We start from the raw sequence: 12,962 nt of genomic DNA on the forward strand, positions 1-12,962 counted from the left end.
CGCAGCGTAACCACGGACGAGGCTCGCGCGCGGGCGGACCAGCGGCGGGGCGTTCGCCGCCATCCGGGTCACGCGCCCCGGCGGCGGCGCGGGACGGCGAGCCGCTCCCCGCGCAGGCGCTCGACCTCGGGCAGGGGCAACGGGCCGAGCGGGTGCCCGATCGTCCAGGCCAGCAGCAGGTCGGCCAGCGCGGGGTTGCGGGCGAGCGCCGGGCCGTGCAGGTAGGTGCCGACGACCCGGTCGGTCACCGCGCCCTCGGTACCGTCGCCGTTGCCGGTGCCGCGCACGACCCGCCCGAGCGGCTCGCTGTCGGCGCCGAGTTTGCTGACGCCCAGGTGGTTTTCGAAGCCGGTCAGCGCTTCCCCGTCGAGGAGCCGCGCCGGCGTCGCCACCAGCTCGGCGACCGCGCGCTGTTCGCCCGGTTCGGTGGTGAGGTCCAGCAGGCCGAGCCCGTCGTGGTCGACGCCGTCGAGGCCGCGGAAGCGGGTGCCGAGCACCTGCAGGCCGGCGCACACGCCGAAGACGACCGCACCGGCCGCGACCGCCCGCCGCAGGCCGGGGTACTTGCGCAGGTGCGCGGCGGCCAGCGCCTGGGCACCGTCCTCACCGCCGCCGAGCAGGTATAGGTCCAAAGCGGACGGAACCGGCTCACCGAGCCCGACCGGGACGACCTCGGCGTCGAGCCCGCGCCACTGCAGGCGCTTCCCGAGCACCTGGGCGTTGCCGGTGTCGCCGTAGGTGCCGAGCACCTCCGGCAGCAGAAGTCCGATGTGGACGGTCGAGTCAGCCATCGGGCAACCTGCCGACCAGGTCGCGGAACGCGGTGTAGTTGGCGACCAGCTCGACGGCGCCGGGCGGCAGCGCGTCGATCGCGGCGACCGGGTCCGGCTCGGCCCAGTGCGCGACCTCGGCGTAGCAGAGCCGCACGGACAGGTCGGCGCCGCGCTCGCCGGTGACCACCACCTGGCGCCCGCGGAGCCGCTCGAAGTGCACGTCCCACAGCCAGGACAGGTCCCGGCCGTCGGCCTCCTGGGCGTTGACCGCGACGACGACCGGGGTGTCCTCGTCCAGCACGCGCAGCGTCTCCACCCAGCCGGCCGGGTTCTTGGCCAGCATCAGCCGCACGGAGTGCCGCGACCGGCGGATCGTCCGGTACCGGCCGCCGATGTCGGTGATGGTCCGCAGCCGGGCCGCGGCGGTGTGCGGAGGAACGCCGAGCCGGTGCGCCGCGGCGAGCGCGAGCGCGGCGTTCGCGCGGTTGACCTCGCCCGGCAGCCGCAGGTCGAGGTCGACTTCGCGGCCACCGGGCGTCCGGACGAGCTCGCCGTCGAGCGTCCAGGCGGGCTCCGGCCGGGCCAGCCCGCAGGCGCAGCCCCAGTGCCGTTCGTGGGTTTCGACGCGGCCTTCGCAGCGCGGGCACGCCGTGGAGTCACCGGTCCAGCGGCGGCCCGTGCTCACCCACACGAGCTTCGCGGCCGCGCTCGCCGCGGACGCCACCAGGACGTCGTCGCAGTTCGCGACGACGACCGTGCCGGGCAGGCCGGCGATGGCGGCCCGCAGGTCGCGTTCCATGGCGCGGACCTCGCCGACCCGGTCCAGCTGGTCGCGGCTCAGGTTGAGCAGCACCAGCACGGCCGGCTGGACCTGGTCGGCGACCCAGGGCACGTACGTCTCGTCGACCTCGAGCACCGCGTACGGCGCGTCGGGGCGGGCGGTCAGTGCGGCGAGGACACCGTCGGGCATGTTCGCGCCGTCGCTGTTGGCGGCGACCTCGGCCAGCGTTTCCAGCGCGCGGGTGAGCATCAGCGACGTCGTGGTCTTGCCGTTGGTGCCGGTGACGAGCACGACGGTGCGTTCGCGGCCGAGGCGGCGCAGGGCGGCGGGATCCAGCGCCAGCGTGACGCGGCCGCCGATCATGCCGCCGCGGCCGAGCCCCGAGCTGCGCGACAGCCAGGCGGTCAGCCGCCCGGCGGCCACGGACGCACGGGTGCGGAGGGGGCTTCGGACGGACACCTCCTGGAGGGTGCCCGCCGGGCGCTGTGAGTTTCCTGAGTCCGTGGCGCGGGTCTCTAAAGCGTGACGACGACCTTGCCGTGGACGTGCCGCCCGGCTTGCAGCGCAACGGCGTCCCGGATCCGTTCGACGGGGAAGACCCCGGCGATGGGCACGGTGAGCCGGCCGGCGGCGATCTCGTCGGCGACCTTTCCGACGGCACCCGGCTCGGCGTCGATGCCTCCGGTGGCACGCACACCGCCCGGCGGATTGGGCCCGGCGGCGATGGTGGCGATCCGCTCGGGCGGGACACCGAGCGCCAAGGCGGCCTCGGCGGTTTCCGTGCCGAAGAGGTCGATGGCCGCGGTGATTCCCGACACCCGGCCGGCCAGGCCGGGACCGTAGGCGACGGGTTCGGCGCCCAGCTTGCGCAGGAACGGGAAGGTGCCCTCGGAGGCGGTGCCGAGCACGGTGGCGCCGGCGAGCTTGGCGAGCTGGACGGCGAAGATGCCGACACCACCGGCGGCCCCGCCGACGAGGACGGTGTCACCGGCCCGCAGGCCGACCGCGGCCAGCGCGGCGGCCGCCGAGGACGCGGCGACCGGGAGGGTGCTCGCGACCTCGTCGGAGACGCCATCCGGGGTGGGGAAGAGCTGGTCCCCGGCACGAACGACCACGAAGTCGGCAACGGCCCGGCCGAGCGCACCGCCGTAGACGCGATCGCCGGCAGCGTGTTCCGCACCCGGACCGGCTTCATCGACCACGCCGGCGAAGTCGTACCCGAACCCGGCGGGAAGGCTGATCCCGAACCGCGCGGCGGCCTCGGGGTGCCGGGCAATGCCCCAGTCCATCGGGTTCAGCCCGGCAGCGGTGACCCGCACCCGCACCTCCCCCGGCCCGGCGTGCGGTTCGGGGACTTCGCGCAGTTCGAGCACTTCGGGTCCACCGAACTTCTCGTAGACGACGGCTCGGCTCATGGGGACCTCCCTAGTGATGGGACTTGGTCTCATCACCGTACACCTCCGACGGCACCAAGTACCGTGTCCCCATGGGCCGCTGGGAACCGAACGCACGGGAGAGGCTGAGCCGCGCCGCCCTCGAACTCTTCGCGGAGCGCGGCTACGAGAACACGACGGTGATCGACATCGCCACGCGAGCAGGGCTGACGAAGAGCACGTTCTTCCGCCACTTCCAGGACAAGCGGGAGGTACTCTTCGGCGGCGGCACACTGGCGGAGCTGCTGGCCGGGGCGATCGCCGCAGCACCCGAGACGGCCGCACCGTTCGAGGCACTGGCTTGCGCAATGAAGACGGTGGGCCGCAAGGCGTTCACGACCGAACGGCGGGAGTTCAGCGCGCTTCGCCGGTCGGTGATCGCAGCGCACCCCGAGCTGCAGGAGCGGGAGGCACTGAAGGGGCTGGCCCTGACCGCAGCAATGGCGGAGGCACTCCGGGAGCGCGGGACACCGGACCTGACCGCACGGGTCGCGGCCGAACTGGGAGCTCTGGCGATGAAAGTCGCGTACGAGCGATGGATCGACGAGCCCACCGAGTTCGGCGAAGCGGCAAGGCAGGCACTGAACGAGGTCCAGGCGGCCGCCAGACAGTAGGCAACACCCTCACCGCAGAGGAGACGTGCCCCCGGACGGCCCACCAGGACTCCGGCAGAGCCGGACCGCCAGTTTTCAACCCCGCCTGACCAGCTAAACGGCACGCGGACACCAAGACCCGCACCCCATCCAGCTGCCTCGCAGCGGCCCGAACGGGACGCGGACAGCCCAACCCGCACCCCACCCAGCCCCCTCCCAGCACCCCGATCCGAAGCCCCAACACGGCCGGCAGTACCGGGTCAAGGCACGCTTTCCCGCCTTGACGCGGTGCTGCCGGCCGTAGTCACAATCGGACATCGGGGTGGTGGGCACAGACCAAGGCGACCTAGCACCACCCACACCAGCCGCACAGCAGAGCGAAGGCCTCCCAGCCGAGGCGACCCGCCCCACCCAAGCCGGCCACACCTCCAAGCCGACCCGGCCCACCCAAGCCGGCCACACCCACAAGTCAAGACCAGCCCAGAAGAACCCAACTTCACCAAACCCCCGCGGGGGCGCCCCCCGTCTCCAGCGTATCGCCGCACCCCGACAACAACCGGCAAAAGAACCCCACCCCAACCCGCTTTGTCCACATTGCACCACCCCCGTGGACAACCCATCCATTCACGGACATGAACAACCAGAACCCGCCGAACACCCCCCAAGACCAGCACAACCGCCATAGGTAGGAAACTTAACCATCGGATGTTGTACCAATTAGCATCCACAACTACTCGCATTATTGCGAGTTATTCCAAGATCTACCGAACATTCATCGGAGGTGTTACCGTCCAACCCCAGCCAGCGGAAAGGCGTACCGCTGAGCGGGAAAACGTCCAACGGAGGGCAGCGTGGGACCGGAGCGCGGGCTTGAACAAAGCGGAACTCTCGAACGCGGGCTCGCGGTGCTGGAGCACGTGGGCCGGCACCAGGAGATTTCCACCAATGCGATCGCGCGGCAACTGGGGCTTTCCCGCAGCGCCGCCTACCGCATCGTCGGCACCCTGAAGAACCTCGAATACCTCGAGGCCGACCAGGTCACCGGGCGGGTGCGGCTCGGCACCCGGCTCGTCGAACTCGGGGCGCGGGCGATGGCCGCGACCGATCTGCACCGGTGTGCTCCCCGGTACCTCGCGTCGCTCGCCGAACGGTCCGGGGAGACCACCTACCTCGCCGTTCCCGACAACGACACCATGGTCTACGTCGCCACCGAACGCAGTGCCAGTGCCGTCACCCTCGCCTGCCGGCTCGGCACGCGGCGGCCGCAGCACGCGACGTCGCTCGGGAAGGCGTGGCTCGCCGCGCTGCCCGAGGCCGACCGGCTCGAACGGATCCGGCGGATGAAGCTCGACTCCCTCACCCTCAGGACCATCGTCGACCCGCACCGGCTGCTCGACGAGCTCGCGAAGACCAGCCGCCGCGGCTGGGCGATCGACGAGGTCGAAAACGAGCCGGACGTCGGGTGCGTCGCCGCCGCCGTGCGGGACCACTCCGGGCGGCCGATCGCCGCCATCAGCATCGCCGGGCCCGCTCCGCGCGTGCTGCGCCGGCTCGACGAACTCGGTGCCTCCGTCGCCGGGACCGCCGCCGCCCTGTCCCTGCGGCTCGGGTACGTGCGGAGCCGGCCCGCCTGAGCACTCACCCCGGCAAAGGAGCCGACGTGACCTGGATCCAGGACTACCAGCCGGCGGGCGGGCTGTGGGTTTCCGCGCTGCTCGCCGCGCTCCCGATCATCGTGCTGCTGGTTTCGCTCGGGGTGATCCGCTTCTCCGCGCACCTTTCGGCGGCGCTGGCACTGGTGACGGCGCTCGGCGTCGCCCTGCTGCTCTACCGGATGCCCGCCGCGCTGGCGTTCGACGCCGCCGCGATGGGCGTCGTGTTCGGCGTGTGGTCGGTGGCCTGGATCGCCTTCCACGCCGTGTACTTCCACAACGTCACCGTCGCCACCGGGCGGTTCGACGCGATCAAGCGGGTGCTCGCCGGGTTCAGCGAAGACCGGCGGCTGCAGGCGCTGCTCATCGCGTTCGGCTTCGGCGCGCTGCTCGAAGGCGTCGCGGGCGGCGGGTCGCCGATCGCGATCACCGCGGCGATGATGGCCGCGCTCGGGTTCCCTCCGGTGAAGGCCGTCGTGCTGGCGCTGCTGGCGAACACCGCGCCGGTCGCGTTCGGCGGGCTGGGCAACCCGCTGATCGTGCTCGGCAGGCTGACCGCGCCGATCATGCACCTCAAGCAGGACCAGGCGACCGAGCTGTTCTCGGCGGCCGTCGGACGTCAGGTCCCGGTGCTGGCGCTGATCATCCCGGCGTTCCTGGTCGTGGTGCTGGCCGGCTGGAAGCGCATGCTCGAGGTGTGGCCGGCGGTGCTGACCGCCGGGCTCGCCTTCGCGGCCATGCAGTTCGTCGCGTCCAACTACATCAGCGCCAGCCTGGTCGACGTCCTCGCGGCGCTCACCGCGATGGCCGCGCTGTGGATCCTGACCCGGTTCTGGCAGCCCGCGACGGTCTGGCGCTTCGAGGGCGAGGAGGCCGCGCCGGCCGCCAAGAGCCTCGGCGCCGCGCAGGCCGAGCGCGGCGCGCTGTACGCGTGGACGCCCTACATCATCCTGATCCTGGCGATCTTCCTGTCCCGGATCGGCACGATCTTCAAGAACCTCCCCACCTGGCTCGACCTGACCAAGCTGCTGCACAAGGCCGACTGGATCTTCGCCTGGCCGGGGCTGCACAACCACGTCGTCCAGCACCCGCCGATCACCGCGAAGAACGCGCCGTACGCGGCGACGCTGACCGTCGACTTCCTGTTCTCGCCGGGCACGGTCGCGCTGATCGCGGCGGTGCTCGCCGGGCTCGCGATGGGCGGGCGGCCGAAACTGCTGCTGACGACGTACCGGAAGACGCTGCACCAGATGCGCTGGGCACTGGCGACGATCTTCATGATCCTGGCGATCGCGTTCGTGATGAACTACTCGGGCGCGACGCAGACGCTGGGCCTGGCCCTGGCGACGACCGGCGCGGTGTTCCCGCTGTTCTCGGCCTACATCGGCTGGCTGGGCGTGTTCCTGACCGGCTCGGACGCGTCGACGAACAGCCTGTTCGGCCCGATGCAGGTGATCTCGGCGCAGCAGCTGAACCTCAACCCGATCCTGGCCGGCGCGACGAACACCTCGGGTGGCGTGATGGGCAAGATGATCTCGCCGCAGAACCTCTCGATCGGCGCGACGGCGATCGGCCAGAGCGGCAAGGAGGGCTCGCTGCTGCGGCAGACGTTCCTGTGGTCGCTGCTGCTGACCGCGGTGGTCGGCGTGATCTCCCTGCTCCAGGCGACGGTCCTGACGGCGATGATCCCGTCGCCCTAGGCTGGGTGGATGAGCGCATCCTTGGCCTCCTTCGGGTACGAACTGGGACTGCTGAAGCGCGTCCGCCGGTCCGGCTGGTGGCACGCCGGGGTCCGCGACCCGGAGTCGGTCGGCGAGCACAGCCTGCGCGCCGCCCAGCTCGCGGCGCTCATCGCGGCGGAGGAGGGCGCGTCCCCCGAGCGGGCCGCGTTCCTCGCGCTGTGGCACGACACGCAGGAGACCCGCACGGGCGACCTGCCGCTGACGGCGGCGGACTACCTGCGCAAGCCGGAGCCGCGGGACATCACCGCCGACCAGACGGCGGCCCTGCCCGCGCGGTCGCGGGAGCTGGTGCGGTCGGCGGTGGACGAGTACGAGACCCGGGAGTCGGCGGAAGCGTTGTGCGCCAAGGACGCCGACAAGCTGGAGATGCTGCTGCAGGCCTTGGAATACCGGGACGTCGGCGTGCGGCCGGTCGACGAGTGGATCGAGTCCGCGCGGAAGGGCCTCAAGACGGAGACCGCGCGAAAGGTCGCGGAGGCGGCGTTGACGCTGTCGCCGCTCGCCTGGCGGGGACGCTAGCCGGCCACCGCCGTCGCGCGGTCCAGCAGCAGGGCGCGCTCGCGGGAGTTCTCCGTCATCTCCGCCGCGCGCCGGAACTCCTGCTCGGCTTCCGCGTGCCGGCCGAGCTTCTCCAGCAGGTCGCCGCGGACGCTCGGGAGCAGGTGGTAGTCCTTCAGCGCCGGGTCGTCGGCGACCGCGTCAACCACTTCGAGACCCGCTGACGGCCCGTACGCCATCGCCACCGCCACCCCGCGGTTCAGCTCGATCACCGGGGACGGCTGGAGCTTGCCGAGGCCTTCGTAGAGCGCCGCGATGCGGTGCCAGTCCGTCTCCTCGGCCGTCCGCGCCCGCGCGTGGCAGGCCGCGATCGCCGCCTGGGCCGAATACGGGCCGTACGCGCCCTCGGCGATCTGCTCGGACAACGCCAGCGCCGCGAGGCCGTGCTGGATCAGGAAGCGGTCCCACCGGGAGCGATCCTGCTCCAGCAGCAGCACCGGCTCGCCGTTCGGGCCGGTGCGCGCCTTCGAGCGGGACGCCTGGAGCTCCATCAGCGCGACCAGGCCGTGGACCTCCGACTCGCCCGGCATCAGCCCGGCGAGCACGCGGCCGAGCCGCATCGCCTCCTCGCAGAGCGCCGGGCGCATCCAGTCGTCGCCGCGGGTGGCCGAATACCCCTCGTTGAACACGAGGTAGACGACTTCCAGCACGGACGACAGCCGGGCGACGCGCTCGTCGCCCTCCGGCACCTCGAACGGCACCTTCGCCGCGGCGAGGGCCTTCTTCGCCCGGACGATCCGCTGGGCGATCGTCGACTCGCGGACCAGGAAGGCGCGCGCGATCTCGTCGGTGGTCAGGCCGCCGAGCATGCGCAGCGTCAGCGCGACCCGCGCCTGCGTGTTCAGCACCGGGTGGCAGGCGACGAACAGCAGGCGGAGGACGTCGTCCTCGATGTGGTCGTCGAGCGCGGCGTCGAAGTCGGGCAGCACGCCCTCGCCGAGCCGCTGGTCGCGGCCGACTTCTTCGAGCTTCTCCGCGTACCGCTCGTTGCGGCGGAACTGGTCGACCGCGCGGCGCTTGGCGATGGTCATCAGCCAGGCGCCGGGGTTGCGGGGCACGCCGGAGCCCGGCCACTGCTCCAGCGCCGCGACCAGCGCGTCCTGCGCGAGCTCTTCGGCGAGACCGACGTCGCCGCGGGCCATCCGGGCCAGGCCCGCGATGAGCCGCGGCGATTCGATCCGCCAGACCGTCTCGACCGTTCTCCGGGCGTCCGCAACCGTCACCCGGCCATCAGACAGGGTGATCTTCCGCGGTGCAACCCGCTACTCGCTGATCTGGCGAATCTCCACCACGCCGCCCTTGGCTTCGGGGTTGGGCGCCTGCTTCATCAGCGCGACGACCTCCTCGAGCGACTCGCCCCTGAGCACCCAGAACCCCGCGATCAGCTCCTTGGTCTCGGCGAAGGGCCCGTCGATGACCTTCGGCTCGGCGTCGCCCCGGAAGAGGACGCGCACGCCTTCCGCGCTCGAGGTCAGCCCCTCGGCGAGTTCGATCCGGCCCTCCTTGAACAGCCGGTCGTTGAACTGCGCCATCTCGGCCAGCTCTTCGGCGCCGGGCTGGAAGCCGGGGGCCTCGGACTCCGGGCTCGCCTTGACCATCACCATGAAGCGCATCAGGCCTCCTTGGCGCTCTCCGCCCGAAGCCTGCCTTCCAGCGCCTCGACCTCCGGCGTCATGTTCTCGAAGTCGGCCGCCTCGGCGACGCGCCGGATCTCGACCTCGCCGGCCTGGCCCTCGGGGTTGGGCATCCGCTTGACCCACTCGATGCACTCGTCGCGGTCGCGGCACTGCAGGATCCAGAACCCGCCGACGAGCTCCTTGGTCTCGGCGAACGGGCCGTCGACGACCTTGGGTTCCTCGGTGCCGGAGAAGACGACCCGCGCGCCCTGCGAGCTCGGCGTGAGCCCTTCGCCGGCGAGCAGGACGCCGGCCTTGACCAGCTCCTCGTTGAACTTCCCCATCTGCTCCAGCAGCTCGGCGCTGGGGCCCTTGCCCGCCTCGGAGTCTTCGTTCTGCTTGACGATCACCATGAACCGCACCGCGGTCTCCCTTCGTTCGCTTCTGCCTACGCGTCGAACGGCCGGGCGCCGGATCGACCTGCTCCGCGGAAAAGTTTTCGCGCGGGAAAAGTAGCAGCTCAGGGCCGGGTCGGGCGGGCAATCCGGACAGGGGAGAATCGTCAGCCGTGGCGGTACTCCCCGACGATCTCTCCTCCGCGCTCGACGCCGAGCTGGCCCGGCACCCCGTGGCCCGGCTGACCCAGTCCGTCGATCGCCTCAGCACTCGCTACCGCCGAGGTGATGCCGCGGCTTCGCCGATCCTCGGCTCCGAGGCCGACGTCGCCGCGTACGCGGGTTACCGCATGCCCGCGACCTACGCCGCCGTGCGCGCTGTGCTCGCCGAAGCCGCTTTGCGCGCTCCCGACTTCGCACCGCGCACGCAGATCGACGTCGGCGGGGGTACCGGTGCCGCCGTGTGGGCGGCCGCCGGCGTGTGGCCGTCGCTGGCCGAGTGCGCCGTGCTGGAGCAGGTCGCCGGGGCCATCGGGCTCGGCAAGCGGCTCGCCGCCGGCAGCGACCTGGCCGCGGTCCGGGGCGCCGAGTGGCGGCGGGGGTTCGTCGACCCCGCCGCGCCGTCGCCCGAGGCCGACCTGGTCACGCTGTCCTACGTGCTCGGGGAGCTCCCGGACCCGACCCGGGACGGCGTCGTGCGCTGGCTGGCCGCCAAGGCCGGCACGGTCGCGCTGGTCGAGCCCGGAACGCCGGCCGGCTACGAGCGGATCCGCGCCGCCCGCGCACAGCTGGTCGAACTCGGCCTGCACGTCGTCGCCCCGTGTCCGCACGACGCCGCCTGCCCGATCGTGCCCGGCGAGGACTGGTGCCACTTCGCCGCGCGGCTGCCGCGCTCGGGGCTGCACCGGAAGCTCAAGGCGGGCACGCTCGGCTTCGAGGACGAGAAGTTCTCCTACGTCGTCGCGTCGCGGACCCCGCCGCGGCGGGCGGACGCGCGGATCATCCGGCACCCGAAGAAGCACAAGGGGTGGGTCGCGCTCGACCTGTGCACGGCTTCCGAGGGTCTGCAGCCCGCGGTCGCCGTCTCGAAGAAGCAGGGCCCGCGGTACCGCGCCGCCCGGGACGCCGAGTGGGGCGACGGCTGGCCCACAGCCTGATCCGGCCGGCAAATCCCTAGGGCATCCGGACCGTCCGCAGGAACTCCGGGAGCAGCCACGGGCGCGGCCCGCCGATCCGGACGCCGCCGGTGAGCACCGCGCGGACGCGGGACACCCGGCCGAACATCATCGGCACCAGTACCGCCGGGTCGAAGCGCAGGCGGACGTCCGCGGTGCCGTCCGGCCGCTCGAGGCGCAGCTCTCCGTGCTGAAGTGCCAATACCGCCGGGGTCGTGTACGCCGACCGGAACTCCACCGCGATGCGGCGCGGTGACGGCGTCGCGTCGTCGAGCAGGTGGCCCATGCCGCTCGCGGCCATGCCGAACAGGAACAGCTCCAGGAACAGCGCCTCCAGCCGGGCGGGGATCCGCCACGGCTGCCCGATCGCGCGGGCGATGTCGAGGCCGTGGATCAGCATCTCGTTGACCAGGTGCGCGAGGACGCCCGCGACCGGCACGCGGGAGCCGCCCAGCCACCACACCGGCTTCTCCGGGTCGAGGTCCGCGCTGACCAGCAGCACCTCGGCGATGTCCGCGCGCAGCCGCGCGGCCAGGCGGACCGGGTCGCGTTCCGGGTACAGCTCCAGCGCGAGCGCGTTCATCCGGGAGATCGTGTCGACGCTCGCCGAGTCGATCGGCTCTTCGAGACCCGGCAGCGGGAGCGGGCCGCCGTCGCCGCGGATCATCGCCGGGTACATCAGCGCGATCATCCCCACGTGGGACGCCGCTTCGGCGATCGACCACTCGCCGAGCGCTTTCCGGTGCGGGTCGCGGACGCCGGTCAGCAGGTCCGCGAACCGGCCGCCGACCTCGGGCAGGGCCGCGCGCACCTGGTGCCACCGTTCGACCGTCACGGCTTCCGACGCTAGCTCGCCGGCACACCGGCCCGGATCTCCGAAGGTGCGGTTATCTTCTGGGCATGGCCCGGTTCCTGCCCCGGTCGACCCGGTGGCGGGTCGCCCTCTTCGCCGCGCTCGCGTCGGCCGTGGTGCTCGGCCTCGGGTCGTTCTGGTTCGTGAACGCGCTGCAGAGCAGCCTCGAACCCAACGCCAGTGCCCGGGCGAGCGACAAGGCCGACGCGTTGCTCGCGCTGCTGAACTCGGGGGTCGCCCCGGCCGACGTCCCGACGCGGTACCCGAAGGGCGGCGGGTACCTGATCAGCCGGGAGGCCGCCGACTGCTCGCTCGGCAGCCCGAAGGAGTTCCGGGACGACGAGCCGGTCCGGGTCTACGGGCCGGACTGCGTCATCGTCGAGCCGTTCGGCCTCGACGACCAGCTGTACAGCACCGCGCGGACGAAGGACCGCCGCTACGCGGTCGTGTCCGCGGAGCAGCTCGACCCGGTCGGCCTCGAGACCGTGGCCACCGCCCGGCAGCTCCTCTGGGGCGGGGTGCCCGCGGCTTCGCTGTTCATCGGCGCCGTCGCCTGGTTCGCCGTGCGCCGGTCGCTGCGCGCGGTCGGCGGCATTCGCGCGGAGGTCGACGGGATCCGCGCGCGGGACCTCGGCCGCCGCGTGCCGGTGCCCGACTCCGGCGACGAAATCACCGAGCTCGCCGTCACGATGAACGCGATGCTCGCGCGGCTCGACGAGTCCGTGCGACGGCAGAGCCGGTTCACGGCGGACGCGGCGCACGAGCTGCGCACCCCGCTGGCGTCGATGCGCACCCAGCTCGAGGTCCAGCTGGCCCACCCCGACCGGCTCGACTGGCGCCGCAGCTTCGAAAACGCCGTGCTGGACGTCTCGCGGCTGGAGACGCTCACCGGGGATCTCCTGCTGCTCAGCAAGCTGGACGCCGACCAGCCGGCCGGCACCACCCGCATCGCACTCGCGGACCTCGTCACCGGGCACCTGTCCGCGCGGATTCCCCGCGACGGCGTCGAGGTGCGTCCGGAACTCGACGCCGAGCCGGTGGTCCGAGGGAACGCGGGACGGCTTGAGCGCGTGCTGCGCAACCTCGTCGACAACGCCGAGCGGCACGCCCGGAGCCGGGTGACGATCACGCTCGCCGAGGACGGCGGCCAGGCCGTGCTGGCCGTCCGGGACGACGGCCCCGGCATCCCGGACGGCGAGCGTGAGCGCGTCTTCGACCGGTTCGTCCGCCTCGACGACGACCGTGCGCGCGAGGACGACGGCGGATCGGGGCTCGGGCTGGCGATCGCCGCGGAGATCGCGCGGACGCACGGCGGCACGCTGCGCGTCGCCGAGAGCTCGTCCGGCGCCTGCCTGGAGCTGCGCCTGCCGCTTGCCTGAAGACTTCTTCAG

13 protein-coding genes are annotated in these 12,962 nt (G+C 72.4%); 6 read left to right on the forward strand and 7 right to left on the reverse strand.

What is annotated here, in order from left to right:
• Positions 1-68: 68 nt before the first annotated feature.
• From ACWEGE_RS17865 to ACWEGE_RS17875, 3 genes are all read right to left on the reverse strand, one after another.
• A complete protein-coding gene (locus ACWEGE_RS17865; protein ID WP_449661560.1) occupies positions 69-791 on the reverse strand; it encodes a type 1 glutamine amidotransferase in 723 nt (240 codons plus the stop codon).
• On the reverse strand, positions 784-1,977 hold the full coding sequence (locus tag ACWEGE_RS17870; protein WP_449661747.1) for a MurT ligase domain-containing protein: 1,194 nt from the start codon (positions 1,975-1,977) through the stop codon (positions 784-786). The genes ACWEGE_RS17865 and ACWEGE_RS17870 overlap by 8 nt, the downstream gene beginning before the upstream one ends.
• Positions 1,978-2,069: 92 nt before the next feature.
• Entirely contained in the window at positions 2,070-2,969 is a 900-nt protein-coding gene (locus tag ACWEGE_RS17875) for an NADP-dependent oxidoreductase (RefSeq protein ID WP_449661561.1), read from the reverse strand.
• Positions 2,970-3,040: 71 nt separating this feature from the next.
• Between ACWEGE_RS17875 and ACWEGE_RS17880 the strand changes: the two genes are divergently transcribed.
• The 4 genes from ACWEGE_RS17880 (at position 3,041) to ACWEGE_RS17895 (ending at position 7,493) form a co-directional block, all read left to right on the forward strand.
• Positions 3,041-3,601: a TetR/AcrR family transcriptional regulator gene (locus ACWEGE_RS17880; protein ID WP_449661562.1), complete on the forward strand. Its 561-nt coding sequence runs from the start codon at positions 3,041-3,043 to the stop codon at positions 3,599-3,601.
• 830 nt (positions 3,602-4,431) lie between these two features.
• Positions 4,432-5,214 carry an IclR family transcriptional regulator gene (locus ACWEGE_RS17885; protein WP_449661563.1) on the forward strand — a complete coding sequence of 261 codons (783 nt, stop codon included), beginning with the start codon at positions 4,432-4,434 and terminating at the stop codon, positions 5,212-5,214.
• A 26-nt stretch (positions 5,215-5,240) separates the two neighbouring features.
• The gene (locus ACWEGE_RS17890) at positions 5,241-6,932 is read left to right on the forward strand and encodes an L-lactate permease (protein ID WP_449661564.1); all 1,692 of its coding nucleotides are present in this window, start codon (positions 5,241-5,243) and stop codon (positions 6,930-6,932) included.
• A gap of 9 nt (positions 6,933-6,941) precedes the next feature.
• Positions 6,942-7,493 (forward strand): HD domain-containing protein, encoded by a 552-nt coding sequence (locus ACWEGE_RS17895; protein WP_449661565.1) that lies wholly within the window; start codon positions 6,942-6,944, stop codon positions 7,491-7,493.
• Here the strand turns inward: ACWEGE_RS17895 and ACWEGE_RS17900 are convergent.
• Genes ACWEGE_RS17900 through ACWEGE_RS17910 form a run of 3 tightly spaced genes read right to left on the reverse strand, consistent with a single transcriptional unit; the run spans position 7,490 to position 9,570 of the window.
• Positions 7,490-8,755: an RNA polymerase sigma factor gene (locus ACWEGE_RS17900; protein ID WP_449661566.1), complete on the reverse strand. Its 1,266-nt coding sequence runs from the start codon at positions 8,753-8,755 to the stop codon at positions 7,490-7,492. The genes ACWEGE_RS17895 and ACWEGE_RS17900 overlap by 4 nt on opposite strands.
• Before the next feature lie 39 nt (positions 8,756-8,794).
• Positions 8,795-9,145 (reverse strand): YciI family protein, encoded by a 351-nt coding sequence (locus ACWEGE_RS17905; protein ID WP_449661567.1) that lies wholly within the window; start codon positions 9,143-9,145, stop codon positions 8,795-8,797.
• The gene (locus tag ACWEGE_RS17910) at positions 9,145-9,570 is read right to left on the reverse strand and encodes a YciI family protein (RefSeq protein WP_449661568.1); all 426 of its coding nucleotides are present in this window, start codon (positions 9,568-9,570) and stop codon (positions 9,145-9,147) included. The genes ACWEGE_RS17905 and ACWEGE_RS17910 overlap by 1 nt, the downstream gene beginning before the upstream one ends.
• 146 nt (positions 9,571-9,716) lie before the next feature.
• Here ACWEGE_RS17910 and ACWEGE_RS17915 point away from each other — a divergent pair, with 146 nt between their 5' ends.
• Positions 9,717-10,700 (forward strand): small ribosomal subunit Rsm22 family protein, encoded by a 984-nt coding sequence (locus ACWEGE_RS17915; protein ID WP_449661569.1) that lies wholly within the window; start codon positions 9,717-9,719, stop codon positions 10,698-10,700.
• 16 nt (positions 10,701-10,716) lie between these two features.
• Here ACWEGE_RS17915 and ACWEGE_RS17920 read toward each other — a convergent pair whose 3' ends face one another.
• Positions 10,717-11,553, reverse strand: coding sequence for a maleylpyruvate isomerase family mycothiol-dependent enzyme (locus ACWEGE_RS17920; protein WP_449661570.1), 837 nt, complete (start codon positions 11,551-11,553; stop codon positions 10,717-10,719).
• Positions 11,554-11,618: 65 nt separating this feature from the next.
• Here ACWEGE_RS17920 and ACWEGE_RS17925 point away from each other — a divergent pair, with 65 nt between their 5' ends.
• Positions 11,619-12,950 (forward strand): sensor histidine kinase, encoded by a 1,332-nt coding sequence (locus tag ACWEGE_RS17925; protein ID WP_449661571.1) that lies wholly within the window; start codon positions 11,619-11,621, stop codon positions 12,948-12,950.
• The last annotated feature ends 12 nt before the right edge of the window (positions 12,951-12,962 follow it).

It is taken from the genome of Amycolatopsis sp. NPDC004747, from assembly GCF_053601335.1.

Excerpts from the sequence above, each read along its gene's own strand:
- ACWEGE_RS17895 (WP_449661565.1), top strand. The coding sequence starts at position 6,942 with ATGAGCGCATCCTTGGCCTCCTTCGGGTACGAACTGGGACTGCTGAAG.
- ACWEGE_RS17865 (WP_449661560.1), bottom strand. The coding sequence starts at position 791 with ATGGCTGACTCGACCGTCCACATCGGACTTCTGCTGCCGGAGGTGCTC.
- ACWEGE_RS17925 (WP_449661571.1), top strand. The coding sequence starts at position 11,619 with ATGGCCCGGTTCCTGCCCCGGTCGACCCGGTGGCGGGTCGCCCTCTTC.
- ACWEGE_RS17905 (WP_449661567.1), bottom strand. The coding sequence starts at position 9,145 with ATGCGCTTCATGGTGATGGTCAAGGCGAGCCCGGAGTCCGAGGCCCCC.
- ACWEGE_RS17880 (WP_449661562.1), top strand. The coding sequence starts at position 3,041 with ATGGGCCGCTGGGAACCGAACGCACGGGAGAGGCTGAGCCGCGCCGCC.
- ACWEGE_RS17875 (WP_449661561.1), bottom strand. The coding sequence starts at position 2,969 with ATGAGCCGAGCCGTCGTCTACGAGAAGTTCGGTGGACCCGAAGTGCTC.